The organism is Streptomyces sp. NPDC001153, assembly GCF_053598315.1.
Window position 1 is genome coordinate 187688 of sequence record NZ_JBSFJZ010000013.1, and the last position, 17651, is coordinate 205338.

19 protein-coding genes are annotated in these 17651 nt (G+C 72.2%); 11 read left to right on the forward strand and 8 right to left on the reverse strand.

Going from position 1 to position 17651, the window contains the following annotated elements; all coding sequences use genetic code 11:
* Positions 1 to 10 precede the first annotated feature (10 nt).
* Together ACWDEN_RS17415 and ACWDEN_RS17420 are read left to right on the forward strand one after the other, a co-directional pair.
* The gene (locus ACWDEN_RS17415; RefSeq protein ID WP_351615937.1) at positions 11 to 1162 is read left to right on the forward strand and encodes a glutathione-independent formaldehyde dehydrogenase; all 1152 of its coding nucleotides are present in this window, start codon (positions 11 to 13) and stop codon (positions 1160 to 1162) included.
* 98 nt (positions 1163 to 1260) lie between these two features.
* Positions 1261 to 2028 carry a TVP38/TMEM64 family protein gene (locus tag ACWDEN_RS17420; RefSeq protein ID WP_351615906.1) on the forward strand — a complete coding sequence of 256 codons (768 nt, stop codon included), beginning with the start codon at positions 1261 to 1263 and terminating at the stop codon, positions 2026 to 2028.
* Between the two features lie 10 nt (positions 2029 to 2038).
* Here ACWDEN_RS17420 and ACWDEN_RS17425 read toward each other — a convergent pair whose 3' ends face one another.
* Positions 2039 to 3208, reverse strand: a complete 1170-nt coding sequence (locus ACWDEN_RS17425) for a thiolase family protein (protein ID WP_351615904.1) — start codon at positions 3206 to 3208, stop codon at positions 2039 to 2041.
* Positions 3209 to 3345: 137 nt separating this feature from the next.
* Here ACWDEN_RS17425 and ACWDEN_RS17430 point away from each other — a divergent pair, with 137 nt between their 5' ends.
* Positions 3346 to 3816, forward strand: coding sequence for a winged helix-turn-helix transcriptional regulator (locus ACWDEN_RS17430; RefSeq protein ID WP_450859574.1), 471 nt, complete (start codon positions 3346 to 3348; stop codon positions 3814 to 3816).
* Between the two features lie 3 nt (positions 3817 to 3819).
* On the opposite strand, the gene ACWDEN_RS17435 is transcribed toward ACWDEN_RS17430, so the two are convergent.
* From ACWDEN_RS17435 to ACWDEN_RS17450, 4 genes are all read right to left on the reverse strand, one after another.
* The gene (locus ACWDEN_RS17435; RefSeq protein ID WP_351615898.1) at positions 3820 to 4095 is read right to left on the reverse strand and encodes a YciI family protein; all 276 of its coding nucleotides are present in this window, start codon (positions 4093 to 4095) and stop codon (positions 3820 to 3822) included.
* 140 nt (positions 4096 to 4235) lie between these two features.
* On the reverse strand, positions 4236 to 4958 hold the full coding sequence (locus tag ACWDEN_RS17440) for a cupin domain-containing protein (protein ID WP_450859575.1): 723 nt from the start codon (positions 4956 to 4958) through the stop codon (positions 4236 to 4238).
* Positions 4955 to 5887, reverse strand: a complete 933-nt coding sequence (locus ACWDEN_RS17445) for a DUF6807 domain-containing protein (protein WP_351615893.1) — start codon at positions 5885 to 5887, stop codon at positions 4955 to 4957. The genes ACWDEN_RS17440 and ACWDEN_RS17445 overlap by 4 nt, the downstream gene beginning before the upstream one ends.
* Positions 5884 to 7065 carry a Gfo/Idh/MocA family protein gene (locus tag ACWDEN_RS17450; protein WP_351615891.1) on the reverse strand — a complete coding sequence of 394 codons (1182 nt, stop codon included), beginning with the start codon at positions 7063 to 7065 and terminating at the stop codon, positions 5884 to 5886. Before ACWDEN_RS17450 ends, ACWDEN_RS17445 begins: the two co-directional genes overlap by 4 nt.
* 322 nt (positions 7066 to 7387) lie before the next feature.
* On the opposite strand from ACWDEN_RS17450, the gene ACWDEN_RS17455 reads away from it, so the two are divergent.
* From ACWDEN_RS17455 to ACWDEN_RS17465, 3 genes are all read left to right on the forward strand, one after another.
* Positions 7388 to 7567 (forward strand): hypothetical protein, encoded by a 180-nt coding sequence (locus tag ACWDEN_RS17455; protein ID WP_351615888.1) that lies wholly within the window; start codon positions 7388 to 7390, stop codon positions 7565 to 7567.
* Positions 7568 to 7901: 334 nt separating this feature from the next.
* Positions 7902 to 9965: a restriction endonuclease gene (locus tag ACWDEN_RS17460; RefSeq protein ID WP_351615886.1), complete on the forward strand. Its 2064-nt coding sequence runs from the start codon at positions 7902 to 7904 to the stop codon at positions 9963 to 9965.
* A gap of 49 nt (positions 9966 to 10014) precedes the next feature.
* A complete protein-coding gene (locus ACWDEN_RS17465; RefSeq protein WP_351615883.1) occupies positions 10015 to 10638 on the forward strand; it encodes a hypothetical protein in 624 nt (207 codons plus the stop codon).
* A gap of 52 nt (positions 10639 to 10690) precedes the next feature.
* Here the strand turns inward: ACWDEN_RS17465 and ACWDEN_RS17470 are convergent, their stop codons facing one another.
* Positions 10691 to 11344, reverse strand: a complete 654-nt coding sequence (locus tag ACWDEN_RS17470; RefSeq protein WP_351615881.1) for a hypothetical protein — start codon at positions 11342 to 11344, stop codon at positions 10691 to 10693.
* Positions 11345 to 11597: 253 nt separating this feature from the next.
* On the opposite strand from ACWDEN_RS17470, the gene ACWDEN_RS17475 reads away from it, so the two are divergent.
* Both ACWDEN_RS17475 and lnt read left to right on the forward strand, forming a co-directional pair.
* Positions 11598 to 12098, forward strand: a complete 501-nt coding sequence (locus tag ACWDEN_RS17475; protein WP_351615878.1) for a nuclear transport factor 2 family protein — start codon at positions 11598 to 11600, stop codon at positions 12096 to 12098.
* A 131-nt stretch (positions 12099 to 12229) separates the two neighbouring features.
* Entirely contained in the window at positions 12230 to 13804 is a 1575-nt protein-coding gene (gene lnt, locus ACWDEN_RS17480) for an apolipoprotein N-acyltransferase (protein ID WP_351615875.1), read from the forward strand.
* Here the strand turns inward: lnt and ACWDEN_RS17485 are convergent.
* Both ACWDEN_RS17485 and ACWDEN_RS17490 read right to left on the reverse strand, forming a co-directional pair.
* Positions 13722 to 14633: a Gfo/Idh/MocA family protein gene (locus tag ACWDEN_RS17485; RefSeq protein WP_450859576.1), complete on the reverse strand. Its 912-nt coding sequence runs from the start codon at positions 14631 to 14633 to the stop codon at positions 13722 to 13724. The genes lnt and ACWDEN_RS17485 overlap by 83 nt on opposite strands.
* Before the next feature lie 10 nt (positions 14634 to 14643).
* Positions 14644 to 15813, reverse strand: a complete 1170-nt coding sequence (locus ACWDEN_RS17490) for an FAD-dependent monooxygenase (protein WP_351615870.1) — start codon at positions 15811 to 15813, stop codon at positions 14644 to 14646.
* Between the two features lie 82 nt (positions 15814 to 15895).
* Here ACWDEN_RS17490 and ACWDEN_RS17495 point away from each other — a divergent pair, with 82 nt between their 5' ends.
* The 3 genes from ACWDEN_RS17495 (at position 15896) to ACWDEN_RS17505 (ending at position 17641) form a co-directional block, all read left to right on the forward strand.
* Positions 15896 to 16486, forward strand: a complete 591-nt coding sequence (locus ACWDEN_RS17495; RefSeq protein WP_450859577.1) for a TetR/AcrR family transcriptional regulator — start codon at positions 15896 to 15898, stop codon at positions 16484 to 16486.
* Between the two features lie 43 nt (positions 16487 to 16529).
* Complete coding sequence (locus ACWDEN_RS17500; RefSeq protein WP_351615867.1) at positions 16530 to 17042, forward strand: DinB family protein; 513 nt, start codon at positions 16530 to 16532, stop codon at positions 17040 to 17042.
* A 116-nt stretch (positions 17043 to 17158) separates the two neighbouring features.
* Positions 17159 to 17641: a hypothetical protein gene (locus tag ACWDEN_RS17505; protein WP_450859578.1), complete on the forward strand. Its 483-nt coding sequence runs from the start codon at positions 17159 to 17161 to the stop codon at positions 17639 to 17641.
* Positions 17642 to 17651 lie beyond the last annotated feature (10 nt).

Below are 17651 nucleotides of genomic sequence, written 5' to 3' on the forward strand. Positions count from 1 at the left end.
GGTGACAGACGTGAAAGCCGTCGTCTACGAAGAGCCTTTCAGCGTGGTGGTGAAGGACGTCCAGGATCCCCGGATCCAGCATCCCAACGATGTGCTCGTACGCGTCACGTCGAGCGCCATATGCGGCTCGGACCTGCACATGTACGAGGGCCGCACGGCGGCCGAGTCGGGCATCGTCTTCGGGCACGAGAACCTCGGCATCATCGAGGAGGTCGGCAGCGGTGTGACCTCCCTGTCCCAGGGCGACCGTGTCGTGATGCCGTTCAACGTCGCCTGCGGATTCTGCAAGAACTGTCTCGCCGGGAAGACCGGCTTCTGCCTGACGGTCAATCCCGGGTTCGCGGGCGGGGCCTACGGCTATGTGGCGATGGGCCCGTACAAGGGCGGACAGGCCGAGCTGCTGCGGGTGCCGTTCGCCGACTTCAACTGTTTGAAACTGCCTCCGGGTGACGAGTTCGAGACCGATTTCGTGCTGCTCGCCGACATCTTCCCGACCGGCTACCACGGCTGCGAACTCGCCCAGGTCTCCCCCGGTGAGAGCGTGGCCGTCTACGGCGCCGGACCGGTGGGGCTGATGGCCGCCTACTCGGCACTGCTGCGCGGTGCGTCGAAGGTGTTCTCCGTCGACCGGGTGCCCGAGCGGCTCGCCAAGGCGGAGGAGATCGGGGCCATCCCGATCGACTTCACCAAGGGCGACCCGGCGGAGCAGATCAAGGAGCAGACCGCAGGCGAGGGCACCGACAAGGGTGTCGACGCCGTCGGCTACCAGGCCCAGGCACACGACGCCAGCCACGAGGAACCGGCCATCGTCCTCAATGAGCTGGTCATGACGGTACGGCCGACGGGCGTGCTCGGTGTGCCGGGTCTGTACGTGCCCTCGGACCCGGGCGGCCCCGACGAGCACGCCAAGCACGGTCAGCTACTGGTCTCCATCGGCAAGATGTTCGAGAAGGGCCAGCAGATGGGCACCGGTCAGTGCAACGTCAAGCGGTACAACCGCCAGCTGCGCGACCTGATCATCGCCGGGCGCGCCAAGCCCAGTTTCGTGGTCTCCCACGAGCTCCCGCTGGACCAGGCGCCACAGGCGTACGAGAAGTTCGACAAGCGGGTCGAGGGTTACACCAAGGTGGTACTGCACCCCGGTCACGCGCTCGCCGCGTAGGACATGGGTCCATGGGTCCGGGTGCCCGAGGTGCCCGGACCCGCTCGGTGCGGCCTACCTGACGGCGATCACACGCGCTCGTCGGTTAATGTCACCGGATGCTCGATGCCAACCGCTCTGGCACCGCCACGGCCTCTCCCCCGGCCGCCGCCACGGAGCTCGTCGTACCCGTGTCACCGCTGCCCCGCGCCGGGTTCGCCGGGCGGTGTGCGCGGGCGCTGGCGCATCCCCATGCCCGGCTGTCACTGCTGCTCGCCCTGCTCGCCGGTGCCGCCGCGTGCGTGCTGGCCTTCGAGCCGCAGCGGCTGCTGACGCACGGGTGGCCGCCGCAGCTGGGCGGAGCCGCGGCGGCCGCGGTGTTCGGTGTGACGTACGGGCTGTGCACCGTGGCGTTCGTGCCGCGTCCCCTGCTCAATCTGGCGGCGGGCGCGCTGTTCGGCTCGCAGCTGGGGCTGGTGACGTCGCTGGCGGGGACGGTGCTCGGGGCGGGCGTGGCGTTCGGGCTCGGCCGGGTGCTCGGGCAGGACGCGCTGCGCCCGCTGCTGCGGGGCCGCTGGTTGAAGGCGGCCGACGGCCAGCTGAGCCGGCACGGGTTCCGGTCCATGCTGGCGGCCCGGCTCTTCCCCGGCGTGCCGTTCTGGGCGGCGAACTACATCGCGGCCGTCTCCCGTATGCGCTGGTGGCCGTTCCTGCTGGCCACGGCCGTCGGCTCGATCCCGAACACCGCCGCCTACGCGGTCGCCGGCGCCCGCGCGGCCGCGCCGACGTCTCCCGCCTTCCTGATCGCGATGGCCGGTATCGCCGTACCGGCGCTGCTGGGCGCGGTGGTGGCCTGGCGCAAGCGTCACCACCTGCGCGGCCGGTGAGGGTCTCCGGTCAGACGCCCTCGAGGATCATCGCGTTGGCCAGTCCGCCCGCCTCGCACATGGTCTGCAGGGCGTAACGGGCGCCACGCTCGCGCATGGCGTGGACCAGGGTGGTGGTCAGCCGGGTGCCGCTGGCGCCGAGCGGGTGACCCAGGGCGATCGCGCCGCCGTGCACGTTGACCTTGGCCAGATCGGCGCCGGTCTCCTGCTGCCAGGCCAGCACCACGCTGGAGAAGGCCTCGTTGACCTCGAAGAGGTCGATGTCGGCCATCCTCAGCCCCGCCCTGTGCAGCACCTTCTCCGTGGCCGGGATGACGCCCGTCAGCATCAGCAGCGGATCGGAACCGGTGACGGCGAAGCTGTGCAGGCGGGCGAGCGGGCGCAGGCCGAGGCGGGCCGCGGTGTCGCTGGAGGTGATCAGGACGGCGGAGGCGCCGTCGTTGATCGGGCTGGCGTTGCCCGCGGTCACGTTCCACTCGATCTGCGGGAAGCGCTCGGCGAAGCCGGCGTCGTAGTAGGCGGGCTTGAGGCCGGCGAGGACCTCCGGGCTGCTGCCGGGGCGGACGCACTCGTCGCGGGCGACACCGTCCAGCGGCGCGATCTCGGCGTCGAACAGGCCCGTGTCCCAGGCCGCGGCGGCCTTGCGGTGCGAGGAGACGGCGAACTCGTCCATCCGGGCGCGGGTGAGGGACCACTTGGCGGCGATCAGCTCCGCGCTGATGCCCTGCGGGACCAGGCCCTCGGGGTAGCGCTCGGCGACGCCCGGACCGAACGGGTCCTTGCCGGCGGGCACGTTGGACCACATCGGCACCCGGCTCATCGACTCCACACCGCAGGCGACCACCAGGTCGTACGCCCCGGACAGCACGCCCTGCGCGGCGAAGTGCACGGCCTGCTGGGAGGAGCCGCACTGGCGGTCCACCGTGGTCGCCGGGACCGTCTCGGGGAAGCCGGCGGCGAGGACCGCGTACCGGGTGGTGTTCATGGCCTGCTCGCCGACCTGGTCGACGGTGCCGCCGATGACGTCGTCGATCAGCGCGGGGTCGACGCCGGAGCGCTCGACCAGGGTGCGCAGGGTGTGGGCGAGCAGCTGCACGGGGTGGACGTGGGCGAGGGAGCCGTTCGGCTTGCCCTTGCCGATGGGGGTGCGTACGGCTTCGACGATCACTGCGTCGCGCATGGCGGGGCCCTCCTTGGCCGCCTGGCTGTCCGCAGCGGGCCGGGGGGCGGGCTACGACAGCTACCGGTGAGTAGGAAATCCAAACTCACCATAGCTCGCTGGGTTGGAAAAACAAACCCTCCTCTAGACTGGCCCTCATGGCCGCCACGAAAGACCCGCGCCCCTGCTCCATCGCCGACGCCCTCGCGGTGGTCGGCGAGAAGTACTCCCTGCTCGTCCTGCGCGAGGTGTGCCTGGGCAACGGCCGCTTCGACCAGCTCGTGCGCAACATCGGCGCCCCGCGCGACGTCCTGGCCGCCCGGCTGCGCCGGCTCGTGGAGGCGGGCATCCTCACCAGGCGCGCCTACAGCGAGCGGCCCCAGCGCTTCGAGTACCGGGCCACGCAGGCGGGGCTGGAGCTGGAGCCGGTCCTGATGACGCTCAAGGAGTGGGGCGACCGCCACATCCGCAAGGGCGCCGACCTGCCCATGGCCGTCGAGCACAGCTGCGGCAATGAACTGGTCCCGGTGGTCACCTGCCGGGCCTGCGGCGAGGAGGTCCGCCACGAGGACCTCACGGCCCATCCGCAGGCGCCGGGCTGGACGCGCACCGGCCCGGCGGCGGCGTGAGGCTCAGGGCGCCGTGAGGACCTCGTTCCACTCACGGATGTGCCAGGCCTTCACCACTCCGTGCAGGACGAACGGGTCACCGGCGACGAACTCCTCGGCCGCCTCGCGCGTGCGGAAGACGGCCATCGAGCCCTCTTCCCGGGGGTTCGCGAACGGGCCGATCAGCAGCAGCTCGCCGCGTTCGACGAACGGCTGGTAGCGGGCCACGTGGGCGGCGAAGTGGGCGGGCGCCTTCTCCTCCAGGTCGTCGGCCGACTCGTAGAACACCACGTACTTCATCGGGCCTCCCTGCGCATCGGGCCCTTCCCCGCCTCTCAAGGCTACCCGCCCGGGCGACCGGGCCGACCGGCCACGATCTGCCGCTGCGGGCCTGTTCCACGGCCACGGCGCGGACGGACCACCGCACGCCCGCAGGACCGCTAGGGCCCCGGGTAGACGTCCAGCCGCCCGCACATCCCGAACCTGCCCTGCTCAACGGGCAGTTCGGCCCGTACGACCGCCTCGGCGAGGTGCGCGACGTCACCCCGTTCCAGGCGATCCAGCTGCTCCCCCGTGGCCGCGGCGGCAGCGGCGGCACCGCTCCTCCAGCGCCGGCGCCACTCGGCGATCCGCGGCCGTACGAGCGCGGCGGCGGCCCGGTGGAAGGCGGCCAGGGGCTCCGGCCCCGAGGCCTCGCGGAGCGCCCGGTAGCCCTCCAGGGCCAGGTCACGCCGAGCGCGAGCGAGCCGCCCCCGCTCGGCCTCCGGGACGTCGGCCGGGATCGTGGTGGCGGCGGCGTACGTCTCCGGGTCGGCCAGGTACTCCGGGGGAAGCGTGAGCACCGCGTCCCCGGCCTCCGGCAGCCCGCTGTTCTGCATGAGGACGGTGATGCGCAGATCGCCCTCGCTGACCAGCCGGTGGATGGTGCCCGGCGTGAACCAGGCGACCGTGCCGGGCGCGAGCGGGGTGACCTCCTGGCCGGACGCGGTCAGCGTCTGCACCGCGCCCCGGCCGCCGGTGACGACGTACGCCTCCGAACAGGCCAGATGAACATGGGGAGTTCCGCCGCCCACCCCGTCGGCGGCGGGCCAGTCGTACACGCACAGCCGGGACACGGCGACCCCGCCGGGCAGACCCGTGAACGTGTGCTCCCCGGCGCTCACCACGGATGCGCCTGCAGGTACTCGACGACGTCCCCGCGCTGCCAGGCCCCGTCCGCCACGACGACCCGGTAGCGGCGGCGGAGCGTGTCGCCGGGGGCGAGTTCCAGCTCCTCGAAGAAGGACCAGGAGGGGGCGACGGCGGCGAAGGGCTCATTGCGGACGAACCAGTGGGCGGGGTGGGTTCCGCCCGCGCCGGAGTGGTCGTTCTCCGGGGCGTGCGCGAAGACGAGGGTGGCACGGCCGTCGGTGCCGTCGTGTTCGCCGCAGTAGGCGAGCCAGGGCGCCTGGGTGCCCATCAGCTCGGGCCCCTCCCCCTCGGGCCCGAGGATCCGCCCCTCCCGGAAGGCACGCGGACCGCGCCAGAACAGCCCGGTGTAGCCCGCCAGTTCGCGCCCGGCGGTGGTCGGGCTGCCGAAGCGGAGCGGTACGGCGCGCCGGTTGGTGATCGCACTGGTCCACGTCAGCGCCCAGGAACCGGAGTCCGGGTCGACGTCGTGGACCTCGATCCGCCGCTGCTCCTCGGCCCACAGCTGACCGTCGTACGGATGCCAGGTCAGCCGCTCGGCGACCACCGCCCGGCCGTCGGCCGCGGAGATCTCGTCGAAGCCGGCGTGGCGCATCGAGCCGACCCGCTCGGGCAGTTCGAGATACCCCTGCCCGTGCACGTAGGTGTTGCCGCCCCACAGGTTCGCCCCCGACAGGTGCGAGGCGGTCAGGGACAGGCCCTTGTGCCAGCGGTGGTCGTTCGGGCGGTAGTCGGTGACGACGGCGCCGGCGAGGGTGCGGACCGGGTGGAGGTAGGGCCGGGGCGCCTCCCAGGCGGCCTCGGGACGGTAGACGTAGGCGAAGAGCTCGACGCCGGTGACCGGTTCGCAGACGCTGATCCGTTCGCCGTGCGCGTGGACCACCCGCAGCCCGCCGCCGGTCATGCCGTGACCTCCTCGGCCGTCGCCGGTGCCCAGCCGGGGGCGCCGCCGTGCAGGGCGGTGTAGTAGGGGTCGCCGGGGCCGATCTCGCCGGCGCGGACGGTGGTGTCGGTGAAGGCCGACCTGTACAGGGCCGTGATCAGCTCCAGGCTCGTACGCCCGTCGGCGCCGCTGCTGCGGGGCCGGTCACCCGCGCGCATGCTCGCGACCAGTTCGCGCAGTTGGGCCAGGTGCGAGCTGGGCACGTCCGGACCGAAGTCCCGCCACCGTTCGGCCAGTTCGGCGGGGACGTCCGGGGCCGGGGTGATGCGCCAGTCGTCGTTGGCGTGCCCGTAGAGGTGGGTCAGTTCGACGGTCGCGCGCTCGCAGTCGATGCGGATGCGGCTGACCTCGTCGGGGCTCAGCACGCTGTTGACGACGGTCGCGAGGGCGCCGCTCCCGAAGCGGACCAGGGCGGTGGAGACGTCCTCCGTCTCGACGTCGTGCACCAGCCGCCCGGCCATGGCCCGCACCTCGCTCCACGGCCCGAGCAGGTCCAGCAGGAGGTCCATCTGGTGGATGCCGTGGCCCATGGCCGGGCCGCCGCCCTCGGTGTGCCAGCGGCCGCGCCAGGGCACGGCGTAGTAGGCGGTGTCGCGGTACCACGTGGTCTGGCAGTGCGCCACCAGGGGCCGCCCGAGGGCGCCTTCGGCGAGCAGTCGGCGCACATGCCGGGATCCGGAGCCGAACCGGTGCTGGAAGACGATCGCCGCGTACGGCCCGCCGTCCGCGCCCTCCGCCGCCTCGATCGCGTCGAAGTCGGCGAGCGAGGGCACCGGCGGCTTCTCGCACCACACCCATGCCCCGGCGCTCAGCGCGGCCACGGTCTGCGCGCGGTGCAGGGTGGGCGGGGTGCAGACGCTGACCAGGTCGGGCCGCTGCTCGGCCAGCATCCGGTCGAGGTCGGTGTAGGCGTGCGGGATGCCGGACCCGGCGCAGAAGGCCTCGACGGCGTCCTGGTCGATGTCGACGGCGGCGACGACCTCCGTCTCACCCTCCCGCGCGAGTTGGGCCAGCGCGGGCAGATGGGAGCCGCGCCCGATGGCGCCGGTGCCGATGACGGCGGCCCGGATGCGCCGGCCGGTGAACGGGGTTGCCGGACGAGGGCGGTCGGGCCTGGGCAGGAGGGGAGAGGGCGGCATAGGCGAGTTCAGCACTCCTCCGGTACGGCGGGCGCGCGGGCCGACAGTGCGGAAGCAATAGCGAGGAATACGGCAAGCAATGTAGCAAGCGCTTTCTCCTGTGCTGCAACGTAAGCGGCGACGCCGGGACCGGTCAACACCACGGACACGTGAACGTCCCTTGACCTTCCAGCGCCTGGAACAGTCCGGGAGTCGGGGCCTACCCCGGTTCTGCCGCGGCCGGGTGCCGATGCGGTCAGGTGTCGGTGACGGTGACCAACCGCATACCTTCTGGGTAGCCGGACGGTAGCGCAGTGTCAGTGCTTACCCCTAGGCTGTCCGCATGTCCCCCGATGTCCCGCCCTCTGGTTCCGTGCGGTCTGCCGCCGAGGTGAACGAGCAGATCCGGGCACTGTGGCTGCGTGCGGGCGGCACCCTGTCGGCTCAGGAGCGCGCGGAGTACGAGCTCTTGGTGGTCGAGTGGGCCGAGGCGATCCGTGGCGAGGTCGTCAAGGCGGCCTGACCCGACCGGCGGCCCGCTGCCGCCGGCCTACGCCCGCAGATGCGCGAGCGCCTCGTCCGCCACCGGATACGGCTGTTCCTCAGGCAACCGCCGTGCCGCCCGCTCCAGTTCTCCGGCCTGCACCAGGCCGTACCCCTGGGTGGCCGGCGGGGCGCGGGGGCGACGGACAGGCGTGCGGCAGGGCCCCCTCGCATCCCGCGCGGCGCTCACAGACCCTTCTGCCGGCGGTGGCCTTGCCCGGTGGATGTGCGATACGGGCATCGCTGGATAAAGTCGTTCCGTCACAACTGGTTGCGGGGACAGCCGGCGCGCCTTGGGGAGGGCCTGCACACACATGAGTCGTCGTTCTCACGGCTTGGTCGGCGTCTGGGCTGAGATGCAGAGGCAGCAGCAGCGCCAGAGGGAGGCCGAAGCCAGACGACAGAGACAGGAAGCACAGCAGGCTCGTGCGTATCAACGGCAGGCAGCCCAGAACTACCGCGAGCACAGGCAGGCGGAGGCGCTCCGTCGCACCGAGGAACTGGACGCCCAGGTCACGGCGCTGCAAGAGCTTCTCGCCTCGGGCTGCCAGGCTCCGGCGTTCAGGGCTTCCTCTCTCATGCGCACCGAAGAGATCGAGCCCTTCGCTCCGGGACCATTGGCGCAGCCCGTGCCCATGCCGCACTTCGCTCACTACCCGACAGACCGCGGATGGACCGCCGGTCGCCGCGCCCAGGCTCAGGCCGAGGCCAGGGCGCGCTTCGAGCAGGACTGGCACGCGGCCCAGGCAGCGGAGGCGCAGCGGCGGCAACAGTTGGCGTCGTACCAACGCGAGTACCGGGAATGGGCCGATGCCCAGCTGGCCGAGGTGCGGCGGCACAACGCCGGCGTCGTCGAGCTGACGGAAGGCGTCAGACGCCACGACCCCGCTTCCGTGGTCGAGTACTTCTCGGCCGCTCTCTACGCCTCCACTGCGTGGCCTGAGGGCTTCCCACGCCAGATCGCAGCAGCCTATGACCCGGCAGCCGGACAGCTGGTGCTGGACTGGGAGCTGCCCGCCTACAGCGTCGTACCCGAGGTCAAGTCCGTTCGATACATGCCCGGTGCGGACCAGGACAAGGAGACTCCCCGGCCAGTGGGTCAGCGTCGGTCCCTGTACCGGGAGGTCCTGGCACAGTGCATGCTGCTCGTGCTGCACGAACTCTTCGCCGCGGACGAGCTGGGCGCGCTCGAGTCGGTGACCTTGAACGGGTTCGTGGACGGACACGACCCCACGACGGGCCGCCCAGGCCACATCTACCTGGCGACGGTCATGGCTCCACGCTCGACATTCCGCGACCTGCGCTTGGCACAGGTGGACGCCGGCAGCTGTCTGGCCGATGCCCTGCGCGGGCAGCTCTCGGCCCGCCCCGACCAACTCACGCCGGTGCGGCCGAGCCGTCGGCCGCAGGAGGTCGGGCATCGTGTCGTCACGCAGGGCAGCGACGAGGAACCCGACCTGTTCGACATGGACCCCATCGCCTTCGAGAACCTCGTTGCCGAACTCTTCCGCGCCATGGGGATGCAGGCGGTCACCACGCAACGCTCGAACGACGGCGGCGTGGACGTCGACGCACTGGATCCGACGCCGATCCGAGGCGGCAAGATCGTCGTGCAGGTGAAGCGCTACCGCAACACGGTGCCGCCCACCGCTGTGCGTGACTTGTACGGGACCGTTCAGGACACCGGCGCCAACAAGGGTGTGCTCGTCACGACCTCGAGGTTCGGCCCTGGCTCACACACCTTCGCCAACGGCAAGCCGCTGGAGCTGATCTCGGGAACCGAACTCGTCGACCTGCTGCATCGTCACGGCCTGCGGGGACGCTTGGGAGATGGCGCCCGTCGTGCCGTGGCACAGCGGACGCCGACGGTCGTGGACACTCGCTTGCCCGACGAGCACAACGTCCTGGGCATGTCCTGGACCGGAAGTGTCGCCCTGGACGTGTGCGCTCTCGTCTGCCGTGGCAACCGCGTCCTCAGCGACGATCACTTCGTCTTCTACAACAACCCGCAGACGCCGGACGGCTCTGTCCGTGCCCTCCCGGCCACCGCACCCGACAGGGCCGCCCTCCGCGTCTCCTTCGACGGACTGCCGGATGACGCTGATCGACTGGTACTGGTGGCCGCCGTCGACCCGGAGGCCGACCCGAACGCCGATCTCTCCAGCTTCACGGACGCCTGCATCCGCCTGCTCGACCCGGCGCTGGCCGAGTTGGGACGACTGCGAGTCTCCGACGGGCGGCCAGGCGAAACCGCCCTGGTGCTCGGCTCGTTCCGCCGCAGGTCGAACGGCGACTGGGACTTCGTCCTGGGCGGCAAGGGCTACACGGGCGGTCTGGAAGGGCTCGTCCGGGATTTCGGCATCGAGGTCGAGGAGTGATGATGCCCGCGGGTGTCTGTCCACTCCGACGCCGTCAAGGTGCGGCGCCGTGAGTACGGACATCCATGGCGGCATCGAGTTTCGTCATCCCGGTGTCGGCACCGACCACTACGACGGCGAGCCGTGGGTGGCCGCCATGGATCTCTGGCCGCTGTACGACGAGACCGACTACGCGGCCTTCGGCTGTCTCTTCGGGGTGCGCAACTACGCGGGCTTTCCACCCCTTGCACCGGATCGCGGTCTTCCCGCCGACCTGTCGAGCGGCATGCGCTCGCAGCTCGAGCCCTGGGTTTCATCGGGCCACCTGCACGGCGCGAGCTGGGTCAGCTGGGCGGAACTCGCTTCCCTGGATCCCGGGGCCTCGCCCGATCACTTCATCGGCCGGCTGACCTGGCGCACGACATCGCTGCCATCGACCCTGCGTCAACAGCTCGTATCCGATCCATGGCCACCGGAAGCCCTGTCCGCGGCAGGCACGCCGCCCGCGGACGTGCGCAGCGCGACGCGCCGCGTGGAGTGGTCCACCGGCGAAGTGATGTGCGCCTACGAACCGTTGACCGTCGGCGCCGTCCTGGGCCCCGGGACTCACTGGCCACATGTCTTCGCGGTGATGAAGGCGCTGGCAGGCCGCTTCGGTGACGACGGCGTCCGCCTGGTCGTGGCGTTCGACTGACCGGGTGCCGCCGCGTCGCGGCCGGCCACACCTGGTCCCAGGCATCCACTGGTCAGTCGCTGCCACTGCGGCTGTGGCCGGCGCCGCGGGTCCACAGGGACAGATCGCTGCTCGTCGCCACGGCAAGGGTCTGCCCGGAGGGCGAGAAGCCGGCGGCGCGGAGCTCGGAGTAGTCGGAGTGGAAGATGTGCCACCAGCGCTCCCCGTGGGGACCGGAGTGCGGCAATCCGCTGCCGCGGGAGAGCAGGACACGCTCGTTCGGCCAGGCCGGGGCAACGACCTCCAGCTTCCAGCCGTCTTCGGTGGTGGTGTGCAGTCCTCCTCCGAAGAGCCCGGCGATGCGCACCCTGCTTCCGGCGACCGGTCCCAGTCCAGGACACGACAGAGCGGGATCTGCATCGGGGCTGCTGTCCTCGGGATCAGGGTCACGGTCCCGCGCGATCTTCTCTCCGGTGACGGCGTCGAAGAGACCGTGACCGTCGTGCGAGACGACCATGACCACGTCCTGACCGGTGCCGGGGTGCGAGGCGAAGCCGATCCCGAGCAGCCCGCCGACCGGGGCGTACGCGATGCGCCGCCATGGCTCGGGCGCCGGCACCACGGGGGCCGCGAGCAGCCTTTCCCGCATCGCCTGCTGGTACGGGGAAAGCCCCGGCTCAGGGCCCGGCTGCTCGACCGGAGGTTCGTCCTTCGTCCACTTCGTCACCCCGCCATGATCCATACTTCGGCAGGTTCACCCAACAGAGTTGGCACAGCCCGGTGGGCCTGATGGACGGCCGCCGACCGTGGAGCCCGTGTACGGGCCCGGATGCGGAACTGGGGTTCCGGCTCGGTGGATTGACCGTTCATGGCGACAGGTTCGGGGCGTCGGCCCGCCCCGCACCACCGAATGTCCCCGCACCACCGATTGTCCCGGCGCGCCTCTTGGCTCAGCGCCCGCCATGCCCAACACTGTGCCGATGACGCAGCGCGCTGAGCTCGCGACCGTGATGGACCGGCTGGCCGTGGACGAGTTGATCACCGCGTACGCGGTGGCGGTCGACGACGGCGACTGGACGGCGTACCGAATGCTGTTCACGGCGGACGGACGGGCCGACTACCGTTCGGCCGGCGGTATAGAGGGCGACGCGGGTCAGATCGCCGGATGGCTCGCCGAGAGCCTGGCGCTGTTCGCCATGCGACAGCACCTGATCGTCAACCGCCAGGTACGGTTCGGCTTCCTGGAACACGACACCGGCGACACCGCCTCCGTGCGGGCCGACTACCTCAACCCGATGCGCTTCGCGGCCAACGGCAGCCCTACGGCCCCGGACCTGGTATGCGGTGGCCGGTACGACTTCGCGCTCCTGCGCACCCCGGAGGGCTGGCGCCTGCGCCAGGTGACCGTGGAGGAGAAATGGCGCCGCCTTGCCACCAAGGTGACCCCAGCCCCGCCCACTGAAGAGGGCGCGCGGGGCTGACGTGCGGCTCCGCCAGGGACCCGCAGCGTGCCGCCGGCAGATCCACCCGGGCTTTCCGCGACCCCACGCCCCCTGTCCTAGATCGCTTCGGACGCGCACACTGGAGTGAGCGCAGGGCAGGGAGGGCCCCCATGAGGACGATCAATCGCTGGCTCAGCTCCCCCTGGCGCCGTTCCTGTGCCGCCGCCCTTGCGGGTGCGCTGCCGGTGCTCGCCTTCCCCGCGCCGGCACTGTGGTGGTTCGCCTACGTCGCCCTGGTCCCCTGGATCCTGCTGGCCCGCTCGGCCCCCAGCGGGCGCCGCGCGGCGTACGACGGCTGGAGCGGCGGCTTCGGCTTCCTGCTGGCCGTGCACCACTGGCTGCTGCCGAGCCTGCACGTGTTCATCTTCCTGATAGCCGCCCTGCTGGGTCTCCTGTGGGCGCCCTGGGGCTGGCTGGTGCGCCGCTTCCTGGGCGGCCACCCGACGCCGGGCCGGGCCGCCGCCGCCGTGCTGGTACTGCCGTCCGGCTGGCTGATGGTGGAGCTGGTGCGGTCCTGGCAGGGGCTGGGCGGGCCGTGGGGCATGCTGGGCGCCAGCCAGTGGCAGGTGGCTCCGGTGCTGCGGCTGGCCTCGGTCGGCGGGGTGTGGCTGCTGAGCTTTCTGGTGGTGGCCGTCAACGTGGCGGCGGCCTTGCTGACATCCGTGCGGGAGGCCCGCGTCCCGGCCGTGGCCTCGCTGGTCGCCACGGCGGCCGCGACCTCGGCCGTATGGGCCTGGGCACCGCACCCGGAGGTCGACGGGCGGGTGCGGATCGCGGTCGTACAGCCCGGGATCGTGAGCGGGCACGACAGCGGCGCACAGCGGTTCGACCGCGAGGAGCAGCTGACCCGGCGGCTCGTCGGTCAGCATCTCGACCTGGTGGTGTGGGGCGAGTCCAGCGTCGGGTACGACCTGGGCCACCGGCCCGACCTGGCCCGGCGGATCGCCGCGCTGTCCCGCGCGACCGGCGCGGACGTGCTGGTGAACGTGGACGCCCGCCGCTCAGACCGGCCCGGGATCTACAAGAGTTCGGTGCTGATCGGTCCGGACGGCCCGACCGGCGAGCGGTACGACAAGATGCGGCTCGTGCCCTTCGGCGAGTACATACCGGCCCGCTCGCTCCTCGGCTGGGCCACCTCGGTCGGCCGGGCGGCCGGCGAGGACCGCAGGCGCGGCACCGAGCAGGTCGTGATGGACGTCGGGCACGGGCTGCGGATAGGCCCGCTGATCTGCTTCGAGACCGCGTTCCCCGACATGAGCCGGCATCTGGCCGAGGACGGCGCCGATGTCCTGCTCGGGCAGTCCGCCACGTCCACCTTCCAGGGCAGCTGGGCGCCGGAGCAGCATGCCTCGCTGGCCGCGATCAGGGCCGCCGAGACCGGCCGCCCGATGGTGCACGCCACCCTCACCGGGGTCTCGGCCGTGTACGGTCCGGGCGGGCAGCGGCTCGGTCCGTGGCTCGGCACCGACGCGAGCGCCGCCCGCGTGTACGACGTACCGCTCGCGCACGGCATCACGCCGTACGTCCGCTACGGCGACTGGCCGGTGCACGGCGCGCTGCTGGTGCTGGCGGCGCTGTGCGTCACCGAGAGCCTGCGGACGCTCAGGCTGCGGCGGAACGGTCCCGAACCGCTCGTACCACCCGCTCGCACAGCTCATGGGTCGCCAGCGCGTCCCGGGAGCTGAGCACCTTCCCTGCGCGCACGGCGTCGAGGAAGGCGAGGACCGCCTGCTCGATGCCGCGCTGCCGGGCCACCGGCACCCAGTCGCCGCGCCGGCGCACGGTCGGCTGGCCCTTGTGGTCGATGACCTCGGCGAGGTTGAGCACCTGACGCTTGGTGTCCTGCCCCGACACCTCCAGGACCTCCTCGGCGGAGCCGCTGAGCCGGTTCATCACGCCGAGTGCGGTGAAGCCGTCCCCGCCGAGCTGGAGCACCACGTGGTGCAGCAGCCCGCCCTCCACCCGGGCGCGGACGGTGACGTCGTCGACCGGGCCCGGCACCAGGAACCGCAGGGTGTCGACGACGTGGATGAAGTCGTCCAGGATCATCGAGCGCGGTTCCTCGGGCAGCCCGATCCGGTTCTTCTGCATGAGGATCAGCTCGCGCGGGTGCTCCAGGCACTGCGCGTACCCGGGCGCGTACCGACGGTTGAAGCCGACGAACAGGGAGACCCCGCGCTCCTCGGCGAGGCCCACCAGCCGCTCGGAGTCGGCGAGTTCGTAGGCGAGCGGCTTGTCCACGTACGTCGGTACGCCCGCCTGGAGCAGCCGGGTGACGATCTCCGGGTGGACGGGGGTCGGCGCGTGCACGAAGGCCGCGTCGAGACCGGCGGCCAGCAGGGAGTCGAGCGTGCTGTGCCGGCGGCCGGCCGGCAGGTGCAGGCTGTCCCCGACCCGGTCGAGGGTGGCGGACGTCCTGGTCTGGAGGTGCAGGTCGACGCCCGGCTGCATGGCCAGCACCGGCAGGTACGCCTTCTGCGCGATGTCCCCGAGTCCGATGCAGCCGACCTTCACGATCTCTCCCCTACCGCTCGACAGCCTCTCCGGCAGCATACGGCGGCCGCCAGCCGGCGATGTCGTCGAAGCCGCGCAGGAGGAGCGCGGGCGCGGCCTTGGACAGGGCCGCGATCGCGGTGTCGCGTACGGCGACGGCGAGGGGGTTGCCGGCCATGTTCACGCGGGCGGCCCTGACGGCCCGGCGGGCGATCGCGGTGGTGCGCGGCAGCCGGGCGGCGGTGTAGGCGGCCAGGTCGTCGCGGTGGTGCGCGAGCACGACGGCGTCCTCGATGGCCTGGTTGCCGCCCTGGCCGAGGGTCGGCGGCATGCCGTGGGCGGCGTCGCCGAGCAGGGCCACCCGGCCCGCGTGGTAGGCCGGCAGGGGCGTGACGATGTGGTGGACGTCGTGCCGGAGCACGTCCTCGGGGTGGGCGGCGGCGAGCACGGCGGGGACGGGATCGTGCCAGTCGCCGAACAGGCGCAGGAGTTCGGCCTTCTCGTCGTCCGGTGCCCGCCCGCCGGCCGGGGTCATGGCCGCCGCGTAGGCGTAGACGCGGCCGTCCTTGACCGGCTGGGTGCCCCAGATGCGGCCCCGGCCCCAGGTCTCGTGCGGGGCGAACTCCACGCCGGGCACCGGGATCAGCACCCGCCAGGTGGTGAACCCCGCGTACACCGGGCCGGGGTGCTCCGGGAAAAGGGAGCCGCGGACACGGGAGTTGATGCCGTCCGCGCCGACCACCAGCTCGGCCTCCAGCTCGTCGTCGCCGATGCTCACCCGGGCGGGCCGCCGGCCGTCGCCGGGTTCGGCGAGGCTCGCGGTGGCCGCGGTGCGGACGGCATCGGGCGGGAGCAGGGCGGCGAGGCGGTCGACGAGCGCGGCGCGGGGCAGCAGGACCAGCGGGCCGCCGAATCGGGCGGCGGCCGCCTCGGCGCTGGACCGGGACAGCCACCGTCCGCCGGGGGTGCGCAGGCCGCCGTCGCCCTGCCAGGCGGCCAGATCCCGGATCTCCTCGCCGATGCCGAGCACGTCCAGGGCGCGCAGGGCGTTCGGGGCGAGCGAGATGGCCGCGCCGACGGGTTCCAGGGAGCGGGCCCGCTCCAGCACGGTCACGTCCCGGCCCCTGTGGTGCAGTGCCGCCGCCGCGGCCAGACCTCCGATGCCGCCGCCGATGACGATCGCGCGCGCCGGCTGAACCATGGCTCCTCCCGGATCCCCTCAGACTACATCTGTAGTGCATACGACTCTACTACAGCCGTAGTGAGACAGATAGGGTCACCTCATGTCCGTACGCACCCCCACTGCCTCCCGTGCCGATCTCGTCGCCGACGCCGCCCTGGCCCTGCTCGCCGAGCGCGGGATGCGCGGGCTGACGCACCGGGCGGTGGACGAGGCGGCGGGGCTGCCGCTGGGCTCGACGTCGAACGTGGCGCGCACCCGGCAGGCCCTGCTGGAACTGGCCGTACGACGGCATGCCGAGCGCGAGGCCCGGGTGCTGGACCTGGCCGAGATGCCGGATCCGAGCGGCGGACCCGACGCACTGGCCGACGGGCTGGCCCTGGCCGTGCACCGCTCCCTGACCCGGGGCCGCGAGCTGCTGATCGCCCGCTACGAACTCGCTCTGGAGGCCACCCGCCGCCCCGAGCTGCGCGCCTTCTACGACCGGACCGGTGCCGTCTTCAAGGAGCAACTGGCCGCGATGCTCGCCGCCGTGGGCTCCCCGGACCCGGCCCGGCACGTTCTGTCCCTGGTCGCCTGGGCGGACGGGCTGATGTTCTCGTGCGCGGCGGGTTCGTTCAGCGCCGAGCAACCGGGCCTGGAGGAGATCCGCACGGGCCTGCGGGCACTGCTCGCGGGGCTGCTGGGACGGTGAAAACCCCTCGTGGGAGGCGTGATCTTCGGCGAGGATGACATGCATGACGACCGAACGCCGAGAACCCGCCCTGAACGCCGGTGAACGCACCATGCTGGAGGGCTGGCTGGACTACCACCGCCGGACGCTGGCCTGGAAGTGCGAGGGCCTGACCGACGAGCAGCTGCGGACCGCGTCCGTGCCGCCCTCCGAGCTGTCCCTCATGGGCCTGGTACGGCACATGACGGAGGTGGAACGGGGCTGGTTCCGCAAGGTCCTCGTGGGCGACGAGCCCGGCCCGGTCTACTCCACGGAGGAGGACCCGGACGGCGAGTTCCATCTCACCGAGGCCGACACCTGGCAGGAGGCGTACGCGACCTGGCAGGCGGAGATCGAGATCGCGCGGCGCAACGCGGCCGGCTTCGAGCTCGACGATCTGTCCAGGGGGAAGAGCAGGTTCAGCGACGAGCCGTTCAGCCTGCGCTGGATCTACACCCACATGATCGAGGAGTACGCCCGGCACAACGGCCACGCCGACCTGATCCGCGAGCGGATCGACGGCGCCACCGGCGACTAGAACGTCAGCCCCGGTCCCCGGAATCCCTCCGTACGGGGCACGAGATCACCCGTGCGGGGGCTCCGACCTCGACTCCCTGCTGCCAACCCGGGCATCGAACCAGCAGAGTTGCGCGGGTGCATCGAACGACGACCACCGCAGCGATCCTGGTCACCGTGGCCGTCTCGGCCCTCTCCGGCTGTGTGACGGTACCGCGCCCCGCGCCCCCCGCGCCGCCCCGGGACACGGCACCCTCAGTGCCGACCGCGGCCCGGCCGGACGGCAGCGCGGAGCCGCGGGCGGTGCAGGCGCCTGCCCAGGAGGCGCTGGAGAGGACGGAGCCGTCCCGGGGTCCGCAGCGCGTCACGGCGGCCACGCCGGCCACGCCGGCGACGCCGCATCGGCCGGCGGAGGCACCCCGGGTCGTACACCACCCCGCGGCGGCCCCATCCGCTCCGGCACGTCCCCGCGGGCGCCCCCGGAAGTCGTACACCGCCGCCCCGGACCTGCCGAGCGCGGCCCCCGAGGCCCCGAACGTGTGCGCCCTGGGCAGGCAGTACGGCGGCTGGCGAGGAGACAGCCCGGAGGCGGAGATCTGCGAGCGGACCTACGGCCACTGAAGCGCGGCAG

What these genes read in the sequence shown, in the direction of transcription:
- ACWDEN_RS17435 (WP_351615898.1), bottom strand. Translation starts at nt 4,095, where the DNA reads ATGAAGTACGTGGTGTTCTACGAGTCGGCCGACGACCTGGAGGAGAAG.
- ACWDEN_RS17445 (WP_351615893.1), bottom strand. Translation starts at nt 5,887, where the DNA reads ATGACCGGCGGCGGGCTGCGGGTGGTCCACGCGCACGGCGAACGGATC.
- ACWDEN_RS17420 (WP_351615906.1), top strand. Translation starts at nt 1,261, where the DNA reads ATGCTCGATGCCAACCGCTCTGGCACCGCCACGGCCTCTCCCCCGGCC.
- ACWDEN_RS17425 (WP_351615904.1), bottom strand. Translation starts at nt 3,208, where the DNA reads ATGCGCGACGCAGTGATCGTCGAAGCCGTACGCACCCCCATCGGCAAG.
- ACWDEN_RS17450 (WP_351615891.1), bottom strand. Translation starts at nt 7,065, where the DNA reads ATGCCGCCCTCTCCCCTCCTGCCCAGGCCCGACCGCCCTCGTCCGGCA.
- ACWDEN_RS17430 (WP_450859574.1), top strand. Translation starts at nt 3,346, where the DNA reads ATGGCCGCCACGAAAGACCCGCGCCCCTGCTCCATCGCCGACGCCCTC.
- ACWDEN_RS17460 (WP_351615886.1), top strand. Translation starts at nt 7,902, where the DNA reads ATGAGTCGTCGTTCTCACGGCTTGGTCGGCGTCTGGGCTGAGATGCAG.
- ACWDEN_RS17490 (WP_351615870.1), bottom strand. Translation starts at nt 15,813, where the DNA reads ATGGTTCAGCCGGCGCGCGCGATCGTCATCGGCGGCGGCATCGGAGGT.
- ACWDEN_RS17495 (WP_450859577.1), top strand. Translation starts at nt 15,896, where the DNA reads ATGTCCGTACGCACCCCCACTGCCTCCCGTGCCGATCTCGTCGCCGAC.
- ACWDEN_RS17475 (WP_351615878.1), top strand. Translation starts at nt 11,598, where the DNA reads ATGACGCAGCGCGCTGAGCTCGCGACCGTGATGGACCGGCTGGCCGTG.
- ACWDEN_RS17455 (WP_351615888.1), top strand. Translation starts at nt 7,388, where the DNA reads ATGTCCCCCGATGTCCCGCCCTCTGGTTCCGTGCGGTCTGCCGCCGAG.
- lnt (WP_351615875.1), top strand. Translation starts at nt 12,230, where the DNA reads ATGAGGACGATCAATCGCTGGCTCAGCTCCCCCTGGCGCCGTTCCTGT.
- ACWDEN_RS17500 (WP_351615867.1), top strand. Translation starts at nt 16,530, where the DNA reads ATGACGACCGAACGCCGAGAACCCGCCCTGAACGCCGGTGAACGCACC.